Genomic DNA, 18052 nt, shown 5'->3' on the forward strand with positions numbered 1-18052 from the left:
ACGGTCGCCAGAAAAAATGCCGCGCTTCAGGGGGTTTGCGTGTCCCGCGACGCCTCGGCCGGCGCGGCGGCCGGCAGCACGATCACCGTCACCGTGCGCGACGGCGGCAGCGCCGCCCGCACACGCGGGCTGAAATGGGCGCTGCGCGCCTCCGACCGCAGCCGCGCCGCCGCCACGCCCCGCGAGACGAGCGCCTGGCTGACGGCGCGGGCACGCTCGGCGGCAAGGCGGATGGAGGTGGTTGCGCCGCCCTCCTGTCCCGCATGACCCAGGACGCAGGCGGGGCGGTCGGGGTTGGCGCTCATCACCTCCAGGATCGAATCCATCGGTGTGCGCGCAGCATCGCCGAGGCGCGCCGAACCGCGGGCGAAGGGGACGGAATAGACGTCATCCTCGATCTGCTCGGCACCGACGCAGTTGAAGGCGGGGGGTTCAGCATGGGCAGGGAGGGCGAGCGACAGGGCGAGGGTCAGGCCGAGGAGGGGCTTTGCCGCTCCCCGGCCCCCTCCCCACCAAAGGCCACAAGGCCTTTGGAAACCGTCACTTGGTACTTGGCAATGCGGATGAAGCCAACGTCGGAACGCATCGATCTGCGCGAAGGTGGCCAGGATGGACTGCCGCGACGATCGCCAGATATCGGCAATCCAATGGGCATGGGCCTTTCCGATGACCCCGCTGTCTCCACTGCGGGACTCTGCCGCGCCAAGCCGCCCCACCGAAGGCTGCAAGGCGTTGGGAAGCCTCCACCTGGTGCCGTGCGTCGCGGACGGAATGGTGCCAAAACCCGGACGGGCGCACGAAGGGCGCCTGGCGGGCATGGCATTTTCGTCGTGCCCAGCGCCAAGTGATTGCGATCCAGGATGCCCAACATCCAGGGGCACCCATGGACGGGGTGGTTCGAAAGGGCAGAGCCCCTCCGATTGCCACTGTGGAGCGTCTACCCGCACCATCGCATCTGGCCGGCTCGCCCCTTCGGTCGCCATTGCCACGCTCATGCTCCCGCCAACACGCCGGCCTGCTTCAACCGGCCGATCAGGGCGCCCGCATCGATCGCCGGCGATGCGGCGCTGAGTTCAGCCTCCGTCAGCATCGGACGGGCCAACACCCAGGCGCAGGCTTCGACTTCGGCGTAGCTCATCGGGATCACTCCGCTGGCTGTCTTCAGGCCGAATTCGTTGCCGCGCCGCACAGGCTTGGCGCCCGGCTCCGCAACGCGGAAGCGTGGACCCGAGGGTGCCGGCTCCGCCGCCGCCGGCGCTGCCCCGCGTGCGGCGAGCAGGTCGTAGCCACCGCGCTGGAAGCGGTAGTCGCGGATGAAGCCTTCCAGCACTTCGAGCACCTTCGGGTCCTTGGCGAGTTCCGTCAGCCTGGCGCCCAGCGAGGCCAGGGTCTGCGACAGCGCGAACTTCGCGGCGGCCGAACCGTCCTGGCGCGGCAGCGGCTTGCGGAACTCGGTGTCGTAGAGGATGCGCTCGGACAGGATGTTCATCACGTCCATCCCGAGCGGCGCGTGCACGCCATAGGCGATGTGGACGGAATTCGGCGCCTCGGCCAGCGCGTCGTGATACCAGCCGCGCGGCAGGTAGAGGATGTCGCCCTTCTTCACCACGATCTGGCGCAGCAGCTTGCCCTTGGCGCGGTCGTGATGGTCCTGCTTCTGGCCGCGGAAGATCGGGTGCGGGATGGGGTAGTCGGCGCGGCCCTCCCAGATGTTCCAGGTCTTCTCCCCTTCCACCTGCACCGCCCAGACATCGTGGGTGTCGTAGTGGGAGTGGAACGCCTTGTGCTGCTGGAAGGAGATGTAGACATTGGCCTGCGCCTTCCCCAGCCCCGCCCCTTCCAGCGCGGCGGAGACGGCGGCGAGACCCGGCGTCAGGCTGTCCACATCGTTCATCACGACCGAGGCGCCACGCGCCACCCAGTCCTGCACCTTCGCTGCGACCGGTTGCTGCACCTGCGCGCCGTCGCGGGACGTCGCCTTCACGCTGTACTGCTCCGCCGGCACGGTGACGGAATCGAGCACCAGCTTCAGGCTCGTCTGGGTCCAGATGTGGGACATGTCGAGCAGGCGGTTGATCCCCGCCCAGTCGAGCACGTCGGCGAAGCGCGCCGGATGGCCTTCGATGTGCAGCGGCTGCCGGTCGTGGAACTCGGCGAAGAACCGTTCCGGGGTGATCGGCGCCAGCAGGTCGTGCAAAGACATCGTCATGACACCAACTCTAGCCTCAATCGGCCGATCGCGTCAGCGTCGCGCTGGACGCGGCAAGCACCCCGGGGGCAGGCTCCCCGCCGGGGGAAGGAAACGGAGGACCAGCCATGGCGGATGATTCGCGCGCCCTGCCCGACACGATGCGGGAGGAAGTGCTGCGCGCCGCGACCGAGGCGTTGACCGCGCTGGCCCCGGGGCTTCCGACGGATGCGGCGCTGCTGCTGCGCGCCCTGCATGCCGCGGTGCCCACGGCCGAGCTGGCCGCCACCCCGCCCGAGACCCTCGCCGCCGCGGCAGCCAGCCTCTACGGCTTCGCGACCGAGCGGAAGCCCGGCATCGCCAAGGTGCGCATCCTGCCCGCGGGCCCCGGGACGGGGCCACGCCCCGTCGCCGAGATCGTCACCGACGACATGCCATTCCTGGTCGATTCCGTGCTCGCGGCGCTGGCTCTGCATGGGCGGGCAGTGGCGTCGCTGTTGCATCCCGTGGTGCGGGTGGAACGTGACCCCTCTGGGCATCTGACCGCGATTGCCCCTGCTGCGACGCAGCGGGAGAGCATGATGCGCGTCGCCCTCGGCACCGCGGGTCCGGTGCTGTCGAGCCCGCTCGGTCGCCCGCCGGAGCCGCTGGTCGCGCTGGAACAGGCGATTGCGCGGGCGCTGGTCGATGTGCGCGCCGCCACCTCGGCCTTCCCGGCCATGCTGAAGCTGCTCCAGCGGGCCGAGACCGAGGTCGTGGCCGGCGGCGGCGCGGAGGGCGAGGAGGCCGCCGCCTTCCTGCGCTGGCTCGCCGAGGACAATTTCGTCCTGATCGGCCATCGCCGCTTCGCGGTCGGCGAGGGCGGCGGGCTCGTCATCGTGCCCGAGGAGAATCTTGGCCTGCTGGCCGACCCGTTGCTTCCCGTCTTCGATGCGCTGCGCGACCTCGATGCCATCCCGCCTGCGGTGGTTTCGGCGCTGTCGCATCCGACGCCGGTTACCGTCGCCAAGGCCAACATGCGATCGACGGTGCATCGCCCACAGCATGCCGATGTGGTCGCGACGCGCATCTTCGACGATCAGGGCCGGGTCATCGGTGGGCGGCTGTTCCTCGGGCTGTTCGCCGCGGCGGCGTACAACCGCAATCCGCGCTCCATCCCGCTGCTGCGGCACAAGGTCGATCACATCCTGGCGCTGGCCGGCATCGAGGCCGACAGCCATGACGGGCGCGCCCTGCGCAACATCATCGACACCTGGCCGCGCGACGAGCTGTTCCAGGCGCCCGAGACGGTGATCCTGGACGGCGCGCGACGCGCGTTGGACCTGACGATCCGCCCGCGCGCCGCGCTGGTGCTGCGCCATGATCCCTTCGAACGGTTCGTGTCCGCCATCGCCTGGCTGCCGCGCGACACCTTCGACACACGGCTGCGCGAGCGCGTCGGCGACGTGATCGCGCGCGCCTTCGGCGGGCGGCTGTCGGCCTTCTACATCGCGCTGGGCGACGCGCCGCTCGCCCGCATCCACTACATCATCGCGACCAAGCCGGGCGAGGTGCCCGATATCGATGTCGCGGTGCTCGAAGCCGCCATTGCCCAGGCCGCGCGCGGCTTCGGCGAGAGGCTGTCCGAAGCCTTTGCCGCTGCCGAAGGCGAGGCGGAAGCCGCCTCCCGCCTCGTCCGCTGGCGGGAGGCCTTCCCGGCGGCCTATCGCGAGACGGCGACTGCCGCGCAGGGCGTCGCCGACATCCTGCTGGCCGAGGACGCGCTGGCCGCGAACCGCCCGCGCGCCGACCTGCTGCGGTCCCCCGGTGAAGGCGCGAGGTCGCTGACCCTCCGCCTGGTCAATCCAGGCGGGCCACTGCCGCTCGCCGATGCGCTGCCGCTGTTCGAAAGCCTCGATCTGCGGGCGATCGAGGAACAGCCCTACCACCTGCATCCGGCGGATGCCTCGCCGATCGTGCTGCATGTCTACCGCCTCGAAGCCGGCGCCGATTGCCCCGAGGACCGTTTCGACGAGATCCTCGGCGCGCTGGCCGCGCTGCTGGACGGCGCGACGGAGGCGGATGGCTTCAACCGCCTGGTGCTGCGCGCGGGGCTCGACTGGCGCGAATGCTGGCTGCTGCGCGCGATGTTCCGCTGGGCCAAGCAGGTCGGCTTCCCCTTCGCCCAGGCGAGCGTCGAGGCCGCCCTGTCGGCGCAGCCCGACGCCGCGCGCCTGCTGATCGACATCTTCCACCGCCGCTTCGACCCCGCCGTGGCGGATCGCGACACGACCCAGGCGGAAGCGGCCTGGGCGGTGCTGCTCGACAGCATCCAGAACCCGGATGAGGACCGCATCCTGTCGCGGCTGCGCGTGCTGCTGGATGCGATGCTACGCACCAATTTCTACCAGCAGAAGGCCTATCTCGCCTTCAAGCTGGACAGCGCGGCGGCGGGCGAGATGCCCCTGCCCCGCCCCTGGCGCGAGATCTTCGTCCATTCCGTGCGCATGGAAGGCTGCCATCTGCGCGCCGGGCCGGTCGCGCGCGGCGGCATCCGCTGGTCCGACCGGCGGGAGGATTTCCGCACCGAGATCCTCGGCCTGATGAAGGCGCAGCGGCTGAAGAACGTCATCATCGTGCCGACCGGCGCGAAGGGCGGCTTCGTGCTGAAGCATCCGCCGCCGGCGACCGACCGCGAGGCCTTCCAGGCCGAGGGCATCGCCTGCTACCGCATGCTGGTCCGCGCCATGCTCGACCTGGCCGACAACTACCAGGGCACGGCGGTCGTCACACCGCCCGGCATCGTCCGGCGCGACGGCGACGATCCCTACATCGTCGCCGCGGCGGACAAGGGCACCGCGACCTTCTCGGACATCGCCAACGCGTTGTCGGCCGAATACGGCTTCTGGCTGGGCGATGCCTTCGCCTCGGGTGGTAGCGCGGGATACGACCACAAGGGCATGGGCATCACCGCGCGCGGCGCCTGGGTGATGATCGATCGCCACTTCCAGGAGACGCTGCACCGGTCCGTGCAGGATGCGCCCTTCACCACGGTCGGCGTGGGCGACATGTCGGGCGACGTGTTCGGCAACGGGCTGCTGGTGTCGAAGCAGACGAAGCTGCGCGCGGCCTTCGACCATCGCCACATCTTCCTCGACCCCGATCCGGATCCCGCCACGTCCTATGCGGAACGCGAGCGCCTGTTCGCCCTGCCGCGGTCCTCCTGGGCCGATTACGACGCGCGGCTGATCAGCGCGGGCGGCGGCGTCTTCCCACGCAATGCGAAGACCCTGCCGCTGTCGCCGCAGGCTCAGGCCATGCTGGGCATTGCCGCTGACCGCGCCGAACCCGCCGCCATCATGCAGGCCATTCTGCGCATGGAAGTGGACCTTCTCTACTTCGGCGGCATCGGCACCTATGTGAAGGCCAGCACGGAATCCCAGGGCGATGCCGGCGACCGCGCCAATGACGCGATCCGCGTGAACGGCCACGACATCCGCGCGAAGGTGGTGGGCGAGGGCGCCAATCTCGGCGTCACCCAGGCCGGTCGCATCGAGATCGCGCGCCAGGGCATCCGCATCAACACCGATGCGCTCGACAATTCCGCCGGCGTGTCCACCTCGGACCATGAGGTGAACATCAAGATCCTGCTCGCCGACGCGGAATCCGAAGGCATGCTGACGCGCCGCAATCGCGACGAGCTGCTGCGCGCCATGACCGACGAGGTCGCCCACCTCGTCCTGCGCGACAACGCGATGCAGTCGCTCGCCATCACGCTGGAACAGATGGGCGGCGCCGACGATATCGCCGCCCATGCGGCGCTGATGGAGAAGCTCGAACATGTCGGGCTGCTTGATCGCGCCGTGGCCGGCTTGCCGGACGCGGCGGCCATGGCGCGGCGCATGGGCGCCGGCGACGCGTTGACGCGCCCCGAGCTCGCCGCCCTGCTGCCCTTCGCGAAGCTATGGCTGACCGAGGAGATCGAGGCCTCTGCCCTGCCCGACGATCCGGCGCTGCTGCCGGCGCTCATCGCCTATTTCCCGCATCCGCTGCGGGAAGCCTATGCCCGATACATCGAGCGCCATCGGCTGCGCCGCGACCTGGTCGCGACGATCATGGCCAATGCCGTTGCGAACCGTCTGGGCTGCGCGGCGCTCGCGCGGCTGACCATGGCCGCGGGGCCGGTCGAGGCGAGCCGCGCGGCGTTGCTCGCGGCCGAGGCCTTCGGGTTGGAGGCGGCCTGCGACGCCATCGATGCGGCGACAGCGCCGGCGGAAACGCGGCTGTCGGCGCTGCTCTCCCTGCGTCGCCTGCAGGAAGCTGCGGCGCAGCAGCTGCTGAACGCCCCTGTCCAGCCGCTGGATGAGGCGCTCGCGACGCTACGGCCGGGAATCGCGGCCCTCGCCGCTGCGGCGGCAGATCGCGGCCACGCCTTGCCGGACGGCCTGCCGGCCGATGCTGCGGCGCTGGCCGCCGCCGCGCCGCGTCTCGCCGCCGCGCCGGCCGTGGTGCGTCTGGCGGGACAGACAGGGGTGGATGCCACGGCGGCCGCTTCGGCCTGGGCCGCGATCGGCGAGGCCTTCGCCCTTGACGCGCTGCGGGCCGGCATCGCCGCCGCGCCGGCGCCGGGCGCCTTCGGGCCACGCGCCCGGGCCGCACTGGCGGAGGAGGTGGGAGCGAGCCAGATGCGCCTCGCCGCGCAACGCCTGGCCGGTGGCGCACCGGATGCCGGCCGGACCGAAGCCGCTGCCGCACTGGTGCGGGAAGCTGCGGTGGCGCGGGATCTGGCAGCCGTGACGGTGGCGGCGCGGGCCTTGTCGGCGCTGGCCTGACGGCGGGAGAAAGACCATCCTCGCACCCGGCGCACCTCACGCCGTTTCCTGACACGCGGAGCCGAGAACGGCGCCGCAGCCTTGGCGCGAAGAGCGGTTGGGGGCGGCTATGGAGAGGGGCTTTGCCCCTTTCCAAACCTCACTCCGCCCAAGGGCCAAGGCCTTTGGAAACCGTCACCTGGCGCTGTGCGCCGCTGGCAGGAAGAGCGCCAAAACCCGTCATCGCGCATGAAGCGCGCTTCGAGGGGGGCAGTGTGACCCTTCTGCCCAATACCAAGTTCCTGCGCTCCAAGTGCTCCAAGCACTTGGCGGGGCGGTTCGGAGGGGCAGAGCCCCTCCGACATCACTCTGCCGAGATGTTGTTCCGTCGGATCACCTCACCCCATTTCTGTCCTTCGCTGGCGATGAATGCGCCGAAGGCTTCGGGGCTATTGCCGCCCGGGATGGCGCCCTGCTGGTTCAGCCTGTGACGCACTTCGGCGTCCTGCAGCGCGGCGATGGCAGCGCGGCGCAGCATCGCAAGAGGCTCTGCCTGGATCCGCCCAGGCGCGACCAGCCCGTGCCAGTTGCTGGCGTCGACGCCCGGCAGGCCGAGTTCAACGAAGGTCGGGACATTCGGCAGCCAGGACAGGCGTTCGGGGGTGCCGACTGCGAGTGCGCGCATCGTCCCGGCATCGATGTTCGGCAGCAGCACGGGCAGGTCGGCGAAGCCGAGCTGCACCTCGTTGCGCAGAATCGCTGTCGCGAGTTGTCTGCCGGAATTGTAGGCGATGTTCACGATGTCGATGTTCGCCGCGGCGCGGAGCTGCTCGGCGGCGAGATGCGGCATGGAGCCGCTGCCGGTGGAACCGAAATTCAGCGCCCCCGGCCGTGCCCGCGCATCGGCAATCAGATCCTGAAGGCTGCGGAAGGGCGAGGCACCGGGCACCACCAGCGGCTCGGGCACCAGCGCGGCCAGGGTCATCGGCGCGAGGTCGGTGACCGGGTTATAGGGCGTCCCGCGGCCGAGATGCGGGGAGATGGCGAGTGCCCCGGCGCTGCCAATCCCGAAGGCGTAGCCATCGCCCGCGGCCTTGGCGATCACGTCCACGCCAGTCACGCCGCCGGCGCCGGCGCGGTTCTCGACCACCACGGGCTGGCCGAGGCTCGCTGCCATGTGCGGGGACAGGATGCGCGCGATGATGTCGCTCGGCCCGCCGGCGGCGAAGGGCACAACGAAACGGATGGCGCGGGATGGGTAGCGGTCCTGCGCAGTGGCGGGCAGGGCAGCGGCGCAGAGGCCGATCAGGGCCGCCAGGGTCGCGGTCAGCTTCATTCTTGGGTCCTCCTTGCGTCGACGTCGCGGCGCCTCAGGGCGCCGGGTGGTCCGGGTCCTCGAGCTCCGGCGCGATGCTGCCGGGGATGCCGAGTTCGAAGGTGTTCAGCGTGAGCGCGACCAGGCAGTAGTAACCGAGGATGCCCACCAGCTCGACCATGCCCGCCTGGCCCAACGCCGCGACGCCGCTGTCGTAGAGCGGCTGCGGCACGCGGCCCGTCTTCAGCAGGGTCGTCGAGACGTCGTAGACCGCCTGCTCGCGCGCATCGCGCAGGGTCGGGGTGCGGCGGGCGGCGATGGCGGCGATGACCTCAGGGTCCATGCCGGCTTTCAGGCCCTCGCGCTTGTGCGCCGTCCATTCATGGTGGGAGGTCCAGTGCCGGCCGCAGACCAGGATGGCGAGTTCCGACAGGCGCGGTTCCAGCGAGGTCTGGTAGCGCAGCAGCTCGCCAAGCTTCTGGGCGCGGCTGGCGAGCGCAGCGTTCTGGATCCAGGCGACCATGGGGGCGGGGACGCGGCCGCGGATGCCGGACACGGCTTCGGCACAGGCGGCCTTCTGCTCGGGTGTCATCGCCTCTTCGGGCGGCAGGTCGAGGCGGGGCATGGCGGCGTTCCTCAGCGTGGCGGGAACGCGGCAGCCAGTCGCCGCAACGGGGCGCGGCGGGACTTTCCCGTGTTCCTCACCCCGCCCCTATAGGCGGGAATTCCATACCCTGGAAGTGCCTTCCATGATGCGGAGGCGCCGGGTCAGGGCATGCCCCCGCGCAGCCGCTCCAGCAGATAGGGAAAGAAGGGGTTCCAGGTGATGCGGGCGAAGTGGTTCGCATCCAACACCAGCACGCCGCGTTCCCCGCGCACGGCGACGGCGCCGAGGGCGACGCCCATCGCATCGGCCGGATCGGGATCCCCACCATAAAGACCATCCCAGGCCGGGAAGGGCAGCGCGACATGCGACAGCGAATAGACCGTGCGCGGCCAGTCGAGGTCGAGCGGCTGCGCTTGCTCGATCGTCGCGCCCGCTGGCGTGCGGCGGGCGACGGCCGCCAGGCCATCCCCGTCATTGCCCACCACCGTCACGGCGAAGCGCCGCGGGGCGGCCGGCAGGATGCGCGACAGCGCCGCATCGGCGCCCTGGGTGAACAGTGGCCCGAACTTCAGGCTGCGATTGAGGTCGAACAGCACCACCTCGCTGCCGTTCTCCGGCAACAGCGCATAGAGGCGCGACAGGATGGCCGGCGTGGACACGGTCGCATCGACCACCGACTGGAAGGTGAGCACCGGCGGCAACGCCCCGAGCCGCCCGGCACGGGATAAAGCCTCAAGCTGCGCCTGGAGCGCCGCGGTCAGCCGATGCGTCTGCCGCGCGGCGTTCACGGGGAAGGAGTTGAACTTGAAGGGGTTGAACTCCGGCAGGATGTCGAGCCAGGCGGCCTTGGCGAAACGCGGCAGGAAGGCCGGCAGGCCCGCGAGTCCGGCGAAGCGCGCAAAGGCCGTCACGCCGACCATGGGCGAGACCAGCACCACGCGATCCGCCCGTGGCAGGCGCGAATCCTCGGTGGCATCGAGCGCATGCTTCAGCGCGAGCGCCCCGCCATTGGAATAGCCGACCAGGTGCAGCGGCCCGGCCGGCACGCGCGCCCGCGCCGTGCGCACGGCCAAGCGCGTCGCCGCCATCCAGTCTTCCCAGACCGCCTCGGTGAGACCTCCCGGCACCGTGCCATGGCCCGGCATGCGCATGCCGATGGCGAGGAAGCCGCGCGCGCGATAGGCCTCGGCCAGGTGCCGCAGGCTGTAGGGCGCATCGGTCAGCCCATGCAGGAAGACCGCCGCGCCGACCGGCGGGCCGTCCGGTTCCAGGATGAAGGACCGATTCCAGTCATGGGCGAGGCGCCCCGGGTTCACCGGGCTGCCCGCGAACCAGCGATTGGCGGGCACGCGATCCCCGGGCGGAAGCCGGTCCGTCACCGCGGCGCGAATGGCGGCGAAGGCGACCTCCTCGGCCCCGATCCAGGCTGGCCAGTCGGCCGCGTCCATCTGCGCGACGGACAGCTCCGGCGGGACGAATTCGTGCCAGGGGCCAAGCGGCGGGCCGCTCTGCACATCCCAGGCGCGGAAGACCGCGATAAGCAGGATCAACCCGGCCACGCCCAACGCGGCGCGCTTCAGGCTGCGAGAAACGAACCCGATCATGACAGCTCCGTGCAACCCTTGCGCCATGCTTCGCCGGCATGGAGGCTGCATGCAACACCACGACCCCAGGCATGGAACGGTATGACCAAGGACAATGCGCTCCGCACACTCGCCGGCATCACCACAGCGATCCTCGTCGCCGCGGCCTTGTCGCTCGCGGAATCGGTGCTGGCACCGATCGCCTTCGCGCTGTTCCTGATCGCGCTGGCCTGGCCGCTGCAGCGTGGATTGGAACCGGTCATCGGCGGTGCCGCGGCGATGGTGGTCACGCTGCTGGTCACGCTCGCGGTGGTGGCGGTGATGGTGCTGCTCGTCGCCTGGGGATTCGGGCGGGTCGGGGGCTGGGTCATCACCAATGCCGCCATGCTGCAGGAGATGTACGTCCGCAAGCTCGACTGGGCGGCGCAGCAGGGGGTGGAGATCGCACCGATCCTCGCAGAACACCTTAACGCCCGGTCCCTGGTGCGGCTGGCACAGGGGATGCTCGGCCAGTTCCAGGGCATGCTGACCTTCGTCGCGATCACGCTGGTCTACATGATCCTCGGCCTGCTCGAGACCGGCGGCGCGGCGCGACGCCTGCACGCGATGGGCGGGACCGCCGGGCAGGTGCTCGATGCGCTGTGCGAGACGGGATCGAAGCTGCGCACCTACATGGCGGTGCGCACGGTGATGTCGGTGCTGACGGGCATCGCCGTCGGTCTCTTCGCCTATGCCATGGGCCTGGAACTCGCGGTCGAATGGGGCGTGATCGCCTTCGTGCTGAACTACATCCCGTTCATCGGCTCCTTCCTCGCCACCCTGTTCCCGACGGTGTTCGCCATCCTGCAATTCGGATCCTGGCAATCGGCGATCACCGTTTTCGCCTGCCTGCAGATCATCCAGTTCCTGTCAGGCAGCTATATCGAACCGCGGCTCGCCGGGTCGCGGCTGGCGATCTCGGCCTTCATGGTGCTGGTCGCGGTCTTCGTGGGCGCCTTCCTCTGGGGTATCCCTGGAGCCTTCATCGGCGTGCCGGCGCTGATCGCCGGACTGACCCTATGCGAACGCTTCGAGGGCAGCCGCTGGCTCGCCGCGCTGCTGTCCGGGAAATGACGGGGAGATCCGCCGTGACGTCATCGCCTTCGCGGCGCCTGCTCGCCGGGCTGCTGCTCGCGCTCTTCGCGCTCACCGGCTGCGGGACGATCAACCGACTCGATCCGCCGCCGCTCGCGGCGACGCAGACCCTGCCCATCCTCGGCATCGACAATGCCCGCTTCTGGCCCGATTCCGACACCGCGCCGCTGATCCGCGAGATCGACCAGCTGCGTGCCCGCCAAACGCAGGTTGCGGGGCCGCGACAGCCGTTGCCGGCACGCAACTTCCTCGCCCTGTCCGGCGGCGGCGACAACGGCGCCTTCGGCGCGGGACTGCTGGTCGGTTGGACCGCATCCGGCCGGCGCCCGACCTTCGACGTGGTGACGGGCATTTCTGCCGGCGCCCTGATCGCGCCCTTCGCTTTCCTCGGCCCCGACTACGACCCGCAGCTCCGCGAAGTCTTCACCGAGGTCGCGCCACATGACGTGATCCAGATGGGCAGCATGATCCGCGCCGTGCTCTTCGGCGAGGCGCTGGCCGATACCTCGCCGCTCTACCGCCTGATCGCGACGCATGTGAACGCGGCGATGATGGCCGCCATCGCCGCCGAATACCAACGCGGACGGCTGCTGCTGATTGGAACCACCAATCTCGACCTCGGCCGGCCCGTGCTGTGGAACATCGGCGCCATCGCCGCGAGCGGCCATCCCCAGGCGCTCGAGCTGTTCCGCCGCATCCTGCTCGCCTCCGCCTCCATCCCCGGTGCCTTCCCGCCGGTGCTGGTGGATGTGGATGTCGCCGGGCGCGGCTACCAGGAAATGCATGTCGATGGCGGGGCGTCGATCCAGATGTTCCTCTATCCGCCGACGCTGACGTTGCGGGATCAGGCACGCGCCCGGCAACCCCAGCGCGAACGCACGGCCTGGGTGGTGCGCAACGGGCGGCTCGACACGGAGTGGGCGTCAACCACCCGGTCGATCCTCGGCATCGCGTCGCGCTCGGCTTCCACCCTGCTGCACTTCAGCGCGGTGAACGATATCACCCGCATCTTCCTCACCACACAGCGCGACGGGGTGAATTTCCGCCTGGCCTATATCGGGCCGGAATTCGACGCGCCGCGGTCGGAACCCTTCGACACGGCCTATATGCGCGCGCTGTTCGAGTACGGGTACCGGCACGGGCTGGAAGGACGCTGGACCGATTCGCTGCGGCCCATCGGGTCGATCGAGCGGAACGATCCGGCGCGGTGAATTCCGGGAGTGGCGCTGCCCCAGACACGCGAAGACGAGGCTCGTGACGCAACGGGGGAGAGGCTTCGCCCCTCCCCGGACTCCGCCCCAGCAACCACGATGGGGCCTGTGGATGCCAAGACCTCGCACTTGGCAGGAAGCCCGTTTCGAGATGTCGCGGTGCGTACACCGCATGACGCCCGGTGATGCCTCTCGGTGCCGAGCGCGAAGCCCGCGCATTAGCGTGGCCGGACCGTTGCGCAGGGCACGAGGTCCAGGCTTCCGAAAGTCCTGTGGCCATGACTCGCCATGGACGTTGCAACGCCAGGTCAAGAGCATCCCGTAACGGGATGACGTTTGGAGCGAGGCAGCATCCATCTCCGCCCGCCGTCACGCACCATGCGCTCGGGCGGATGGGGCGAAGCCCCTCGCATCCGCAGATGAGCGCCAAGCCTGTCTTCGGCCCCGCCGCTATTCCAACCGCAGCGCTGCCCGCATCTCCGCCGCCCCGGCCGGATCGGCCAGCGCGGCGAGCCGTCCGGCCGCCAGCATCGCCATGCGCTGCATCAGCGCCCGCCGGCGTGCCGAGGCGAGCCGGTGTTCCGCTGCCTCGCGAATCAGCGCGGCCTCGCGGTCCTCGGCGACCACGAGGCCGACATCCTCAGGCAGCAGGTCCTGCGGGAAGTCGAGATCGACGGCGAAGTAGAGGCGGTCGCACCAGGCGCGATAGTCGGGCCATTTGCCGTCGGTGAGGAAATCCCGCGCGCAGGATTTCACCTCCAGGATCACGAAGTCGCCATCCGGGCGCAGCGCGAGGATATCGGCCCGGCGGCCATCGGGCAGCGGGACCTGCTCGACCGGCGCCCAGCCGCGCAGGGCGCAGAAGCGCGCAGCGGCGCGGGTGACGGCGAGCGTCCGGGCGGGGATGGTCAACGGCTCCATGGCACCGATGTTCTTCCTTCGTTCGACACGGCGCAAGCCTCGGCGGCCGAGTCTCACGGTCACGATGGTTGCGGGCGACCGGCGCCGGGACCACCTGCCAGCCATGTTCCGCCGCGCCCTGATCGCCGTCCTGACCCTGGTCGCCGCGCCGGCCCTCGCGCAGGACCGCATCGCCACGGAGCGCGCGACCTTCCGGGTCACGACCTTCGCCTCGGGCCTGGAGCATCCCTGGGGCGCGGCCTTTCTGCCGGATGCCTCCCTGCTGGTCACCGAACGCCCCGGGCGGCTGCGGCGCGTGACGCCGGATGGGCGCGTCTCGGCGCCGCTCGCCGGGGTGCCACGGGTAGAGGCAGCGGGCCAGGGCGGGCTGCTCGACATCGCGCTGGCGCCGGATTTCGCGCAGACGCGGGAAGTCTTCCTGTGCCACGCCGCAGCGGTGGAGGGCGGAGTTCTGACGCGACTGATCAGCGCACGGCTATCACCTGCGAACGACGCGCTGACGGGGGTGCGGCGGCTGCTCGACGCCGTGCCGGCGCAGTCGGGCGGCAGGCTGCATTTCGGCTGCCGCATCGCCTTCGACCGCGACGGCTACCTCTACCTCTCGACAGGCGAGCGGAACGAACGCGCCCGCGCCCAGCGCCTGGACGATCTCGGCGGCAAGGTGTTGCGGCTGACCCGCGACGGAAGGGTGCCGCCGGACAATCCCTTCATCGGCCAGCAGGGCGCGCGGCCGGAGATCTGGTCCTTCGGTCATCGGAACCCGCAGGGCCTGGCGCTGAACCCCTGGACCGGCAGCCTGTTCGAGGCCGAGCACGGCCCGCGCGGCGGCGACGAGATCAACATCATCCGGCGCGGCGCGAATTACGGTTGGCCGATCGTCAGCCATGGCCGGGAATATTGGGGGCCGCAGATCTCCAGCGACACCAGCGCCCCGGGGATCACCGATCCCGCCCGGGTCTGGGTGCCCTCCGTCAGCCCATCCGGCATTGCCTTCTATGACGGAGCGGCCTTTCCGGGCTGGCGTGGCAGCCTCTTCCTCGCGACGCTGAGCACGCCGGGACTCGTGCGGCTGACACTGGACGGCGACGCCATCATCGGGGAGGAGCGGCTGCTGTGGGACCGGCAGCGCCTGCGCGACGTCGTGGTGGGGCCCGACGGGCGCCTTTACCTGCTGGTGGATGCGCCCGATGGTGGGATCCTGCGGCTGGATCCCGTCTGATACCGGCCAGCCTTACGGCTGACCCGGCATTGGAGTCTTGGCGTCGCGCACGGCCGCCCCACCAGACCCGCGCGCCATGCCGGCGAGCCTTGTCGCTGTCGAGATCACCAGCAAGGCTCGGCGGAATGAGATCAGCGGCCTTCGAAGTGGGGCACACGCTTTTCCAGCATCGAATCCACCGCCTCGCGATGGTCGCGCGTGCCATGGGCCAGCGCCTGGTAGGCGGCTGACATCTCCAGCAGCGTGGACAGGCGCATGTGCTGGCTCTCGCGCAGCAGGCGCTTGGTCAGGCGCACGGCCTGGGGCGGGTTCACCGCGATGCGCTCGGCCATGGCGTGCGCGGCCTGCATCAGCTCGCCGGGTGGCACGACCTTGTTGACCAGGCCGCAGGCCAGCGCCTCGGCCGGGTTGAGCGGGTCGCCGGTGAGCGACATCTCGAGCGCCTTCGGCATCCCCACCACCTTCGGCAGCAGATAGGCCCCGCCATCGCCGGGCACGATGCCGACCTTGACGAAGGATTCCGCGAAGCGCGCGGCTTCCGACGCGATGCGGATGTCGCACATGCAGGCGAGATCGAGCCCGGCCCCGATCGCCGGCCCGTTCACCGCGGCGATGGTGGGAATGTCCATCTCGTACAGCGCGAGGGGGATCATCTGGATGCCGCGGCGGTAGGATTCGCGGATCTCCGCCCCGGAATGCCCGCCGGTGATGCCGGTGCGGTCGCGCATCCCCTTGAGGTCGCCGCCGGCGCAGAAGGAGGAGCCTTCGCCGGTCACGATCACCACGCGCACATGGTCGTCGCGGTTCAGGGCGCGGCAGGTGTCGGCGACCTCGGCGCATTCCTCGGCGGTGGAGATGGCGTTGCGCTTCTCCGGCCGGTTCAGGGTGAGAGTGACGACGTGGCCGTCGCGCTCGATCTTCAGAAAGCCAGTCATGCGGCGGACTCCTCGTCGCGGGATGTCAGGAAGGGCCAGAGCGCACCGCCCTGTTGCGCTGCCTGGCCGATGCGTGCGGACCAGAACCGTTCGGACCCGCCCTCGTCGCGCCAGGCCCAGAGACGGCGAGTATAATGGTGCAGCGCGTGTTCCTCGGTGATGCCCATGGCGGCAAGCACCTGATGCGCGATGGCGGCACCGCGCGCGGCGGCCTCGCCAGCGGTGATCTTGGCGCAGCCGATCTCGAAAGCGGCATTGGCGAGGCCGCGCTGGTCGGCGGCCCGCGCGGCCGCCGCGGCGGCGACCGAAACGGCGGAGGATTCGGCCGCGAACACAGCAAGCTGCTGCTGGATGGCCTGGAACCGACCGATCGGTCGGCCGAACTGCTTGCGGGTGTTGGCGTGTTCCACCGCCAAGGCCAGTGCCGCCTGCATGGCACCGGCGATCTGCGCGGCGCGGATCAGCGCGGTCAGCAGCAGGGCGGCCTCGCTGCCCCAGGCATTGGGCAATGTGCCCTGGGCGACCGGCGCGCCCGTGACAGCGACAGTATCACGTGGCTCGCGCCCGATATTGGTGCCGGGTTCGATGCGCAGCGCGCCGGCGGCATACAGCGCTACGGTCGCACCATCGGCCAGCGCGACATGCAGGGCATGGCGGGCACAGGGCACGCGCGCGCCGGCCGCCGCAAAGGTCAGGGTTCCCTCGGGTGGCGTGATGCCGGCGGCGGCCAACAATGCAGAAGCGGCGATGGCTTCCGCCAGCGGCACCGGCGCGCCGGCACGGCCCAGCGCCTCGATCAGCGGCATCGCATCCTGGAAGCCGAGGCCCGCGCCGCCATGGTCTTCCGCCACCAGCGCCGCGGCAAGGCCAAGGCCATCGAGCGCAGCCCAGGCCTCGGCGGGGAAGGCGCCGGATTCCACCGCGCGCAGCGTCGCCACATCCGTCGCATCCGCCAGCGCGCGCGTAACCTGTTCCGCGAGCTCCGCGGCAATCGTCATCCCAGTCATCAGCGCAGCCCCAGCTCGCGGGCAATGATGCCGCGCATGATCTCCCGCGTGCCGCCGCGCAGCGAGAAGGTCGGCGTGATCTGCGTCAGGTAGTCGTGCAGGCGGCGCATCGTCTCCGGCATGGCATCCACATCCATCAGGCCGCGCATGGCATGCGGCAGCGCCTGTTCGAAATCATTGCCGAGATCCTTCACCAGCGCCGCCTGGCGCACCGGATCGGCACCGTCCTGCAGCATGCCGGCGACCGCGGTGGACATGGCGCGCAGCGTCCATAGCCGCGCCACCTGCCGACCCAGCGCGGGCGCGGCGGAAGCATCGTTGCGCAGAGCGTCCAGCGACGCCTCCAGCAGCGGGTGCGACGACAGATACCGATCGGGGCCGGAGCGTTCGAAGGCGAGCTCGCTCGTCGCCTGCGCCCAGCCCGCGCCCTCCTGCCCGACCAGCGCGTCGTCGGGCAGCATCACGTCGTCGAAGGTGATTTCGTTGAAGCCTTCCTCGCCGACCAGGTCGCGGATTGGGCGGATGGTGACACCGGGCGCCTTCAGATCCACCAGCATCTGGGACAGGCCCTGATGCTTCGAACCGCCCTCGGGCGGTGCCGAGGTCCGAACCAGCGCGATCATCCAGTCACACAGGTGGCCGAAGGTGGTCCAGATCTTCCGCCCGTTGAGCTTCCAGCCACCCTCCACGCGATCCGCCCGCGTGCGCAGGGAGGCGAGATCCGACCCGGAATCCGGCTCCGACAGCCCGATGCAGAAGGCGTAGTCGCCGGTCACGATCTTCGGCAGGAACTTCGCGCGCTGCGCCTCGGTCCCCAGCCGCAGGATCAGTGGGCCGGATTGCCGGTCGCCGATCCAATGCGCCCCCACGGGCGCGCCGGCCGCGAGCATCTCCTCCAGCACGATCAGGCGTTCGAGGAAAGACCGTTCGCCGCCGCCATAGGCCTTCGGCCAGCACATGCCGATCCAGCCCCTCGCCCCGACCGCGCGCGTGAAATCGCGGTCGAAGCCCATCCAGGACCGTGCCCGCACCTCGGGTGTCCAGCGAGATTCCTGTTCGGTGATGAAGGCGCGCACCTCCGCCCGCAGGGCGGCCGCGCCCGGGGGCGGGTCGCGAAGATCGAAGCGCAGTCCGGTCATGGC

At 70.3% G+C, this 18052-nt stretch carries 13 protein-coding genes; 4 read left to right on the forward strand and 9 right to left on the reverse strand.

The window, feature by feature from the left end:
* Window positions 1-26: 26 nt before the first annotated feature.
* Window positions 27-995: an OmpA family protein gene (locus KPL78_RS22810; RefSeq protein ID WP_369412827.1), complete on the reverse strand. Its 969-nt coding sequence runs from the start codon at window positions 993-995 to the stop codon at window positions 27-29.
* The gene (locus KPL78_RS22815) at window positions 992-2209 is read right to left on the reverse strand and encodes a cupin domain-containing protein (protein WP_219765264.1); all 1218 of its coding nucleotides are present in this window, start codon (window positions 2207-2209) and stop codon (window positions 992-994) included. Before KPL78_RS22815 ends, KPL78_RS22810 begins: the two co-directional genes overlap by 4 nt.
* A gap of 107 nt (window positions 2210-2316) precedes the next feature.
* Here KPL78_RS22815 and KPL78_RS22820 point away from each other — a divergent pair, with 107 nt between their 5' ends.
* Window positions 2317-6999: an NAD-glutamate dehydrogenase gene (locus tag KPL78_RS22820; protein WP_219765265.1), complete on the forward strand. Its 4683-nt coding sequence runs from the start codon at window positions 2317-2319 to the stop codon at window positions 6997-6999.
* Window positions 7000-7342: 343 nt separating this feature from the next.
* Here KPL78_RS22820 and KPL78_RS22825 read toward each other — a convergent pair whose 3' ends face one another.
* The 3 genes from KPL78_RS22825 to KPL78_RS22835 all read right to left on the reverse strand — a co-directional run bounded on the left by KPL78_RS22825 (window position 7343) and on the right by KPL78_RS22835 (window position 10504).
* Window positions 7343-8314 carry a Bug family tripartite tricarboxylate transporter substrate binding protein gene (locus tag KPL78_RS22825; protein WP_219765266.1) on the reverse strand — a complete coding sequence of 324 codons (972 nt, stop codon included), beginning with the start codon at window positions 8312-8314 and terminating at the stop codon, window positions 7343-7345.
* A 34-nt stretch (window positions 8315-8348) separates the two neighbouring features.
* Window positions 8349-8918 carry a carboxymuconolactone decarboxylase family protein gene (locus KPL78_RS22830; RefSeq protein WP_219765267.1) on the reverse strand — a complete coding sequence of 190 codons (570 nt, stop codon included), beginning with the start codon at window positions 8916-8918 and terminating at the stop codon, window positions 8349-8351.
* 143 nt (window positions 8919-9061) lie between these two features.
* Window positions 9062-10504, reverse strand: coding sequence for an alpha/beta hydrolase (locus tag KPL78_RS22835; protein ID WP_219765268.1), 1443 nt, complete (start codon window positions 10502-10504; stop codon window positions 9062-9064).
* 81 nt (window positions 10505-10585) lie between these two features.
* Between KPL78_RS22835 and KPL78_RS22840 the strand changes: the two genes are divergently transcribed.
* Together KPL78_RS22840 and KPL78_RS22845 are read left to right on the forward strand one after the other, a co-directional pair.
* Complete coding sequence (locus KPL78_RS22840; protein ID WP_219765269.1) at window positions 10586-11596, forward strand: AI-2E family transporter; 1011 nt, start codon at window positions 10586-10588, stop codon at window positions 11594-11596.
* Window positions 11597-11610: 14 nt separating this feature from the next.
* Window positions 11611-12828: a patatin-like phospholipase family protein gene (locus KPL78_RS22845; protein ID WP_219765270.1), complete on the forward strand. Its 1218-nt coding sequence runs from the start codon at window positions 11611-11613 to the stop codon at window positions 12826-12828.
* Between the two features lie 450 nt (window positions 12829-13278).
* On the opposite strand, the gene KPL78_RS22850 is transcribed toward KPL78_RS22845, so the two are convergent.
* On the reverse strand, window positions 13279-13749 hold the full coding sequence (locus KPL78_RS22850) for an MmcB family DNA repair protein (protein ID WP_219765271.1): 471 nt from the start codon (window positions 13747-13749) through the stop codon (window positions 13279-13281).
* 103 nt (window positions 13750-13852) lie between these two features.
* On the opposite strand from KPL78_RS22850, the gene KPL78_RS22855 reads away from it, so the two are divergent.
* Window positions 13853-14968 carry a PQQ-dependent sugar dehydrogenase gene (locus KPL78_RS22855; RefSeq protein ID WP_219765272.1) on the forward strand — a complete coding sequence of 372 codons (1116 nt, stop codon included), beginning with the start codon at window positions 13853-13855 and terminating at the stop codon, window positions 14966-14968.
* A 131-nt stretch (window positions 14969-15099) separates the two neighbouring features.
* On the opposite strand, the gene KPL78_RS22860 is transcribed toward KPL78_RS22855, so the two are convergent.
* From KPL78_RS22860 to KPL78_RS22870, 3 genes are read right to left on the reverse strand one after another with little or no spacing between them, the layout of a single operon-like run.
* On the reverse strand, window positions 15100-15903 hold the full coding sequence (locus KPL78_RS22860) for a crotonase/enoyl-CoA hydratase family protein (RefSeq protein WP_219765273.1): 804 nt from the start codon (window positions 15901-15903) through the stop codon (window positions 15100-15102).
* Window positions 15900-16910 (reverse strand): acyl-CoA dehydrogenase family protein, encoded by a 1011-nt coding sequence (locus KPL78_RS22865; protein WP_219765274.1) that lies wholly within the window; start codon window positions 16908-16910, stop codon window positions 15900-15902. Before KPL78_RS22865 ends, KPL78_RS22860 begins: the two co-directional genes overlap by 4 nt.
* Window positions 16910-18049, reverse strand: a complete 1140-nt coding sequence (locus KPL78_RS22870; RefSeq protein ID WP_219765275.1) for an acyl-CoA dehydrogenase family protein — start codon at window positions 18047-18049, stop codon at window positions 16910-16912. The genes KPL78_RS22865 and KPL78_RS22870 overlap by 1 nt, the downstream gene beginning before the upstream one ends.
* Between the last annotated feature and the right edge of the window lie 3 nt (window positions 18050-18052).

The sequence above is a fragment of the Roseomonas alba genome (genome assembly GCF_019430885.1).
In the GTDB taxonomy this organism is placed as follows: Bacteria; Pseudomonadota; Alphaproteobacteria; order Acetobacterales; family Acetobacteraceae; genus Neoroseomonas; species Neoroseomonas alba.

Excerpts from the sequence above, each read along its gene's own strand:
- KPL78_RS22830 (WP_219765267.1), bottom strand. The coding sequence starts at position 8,918 with ATGCCCCGCCTCGACCTGCCGCCCGAAGAGGCGATGACACCCGAGCAG.
- KPL78_RS22855 (WP_219765272.1), top strand. The coding sequence starts at position 13,853 with ATGTTCCGCCGCGCCCTGATCGCCGTCCTGACCCTGGTCGCCGCGCCG.
- KPL78_RS22840 (WP_219765269.1), top strand. The coding sequence starts at position 10,586 with ATGACCAAGGACAATGCGCTCCGCACACTCGCCGGCATCACCACAGCG.
- KPL78_RS22865 (WP_219765274.1), bottom strand. The coding sequence starts at position 16,910 with ATGACTGGGATGACGATTGCCGCGGAGCTCGCGGAACAGGTTACGCGC.
- KPL78_RS22810 (WP_369412827.1), bottom strand. The coding sequence starts at position 995 with ATGAGCGTGGCAATGGCGACCGAAGGGGCGAGCCGGCCAGATGCGATG.
- KPL78_RS22825 (WP_219765266.1), bottom strand. The coding sequence starts at position 8,314 with ATGAAGCTGACCGCGACCCTGGCGGCCCTGATCGGCCTCTGCGCCGCT.
- KPL78_RS22850 (WP_219765271.1), bottom strand. The coding sequence starts at position 13,749 with ATGGAGCCGTTGACCATCCCCGCCCGGACGCTCGCCGTCACCCGCGCC.
- KPL78_RS22870 (WP_219765275.1), bottom strand. The coding sequence starts at position 18,049 with ATGACCGGACTGCGCTTCGATCTTCGCGACCCGCCCCCGGGCGCGGCC.
- KPL78_RS22820 (WP_219765265.1), top strand. The coding sequence starts at position 2,317 with ATGGCGGATGATTCGCGCGCCCTGCCCGACACGATGCGGGAGGAAGTG.
- KPL78_RS22860 (WP_219765273.1), bottom strand. The coding sequence starts at position 15,903 with ATGACTGGCTTTCTGAAGATCGAGCGCGACGGCCACGTCGTCACTCTC.
- KPL78_RS22815 (WP_219765264.1), bottom strand. The coding sequence starts at position 2,209 with ATGACGATGTCTTTGCACGACCTGCTGGCGCCGATCACCCCGGAACGG.
- KPL78_RS22835 (WP_219765268.1), bottom strand. The coding sequence starts at position 10,504 with ATGATCGGGTTCGTTTCTCGCAGCCTGAAGCGCGCCGCGTTGGGCGTG.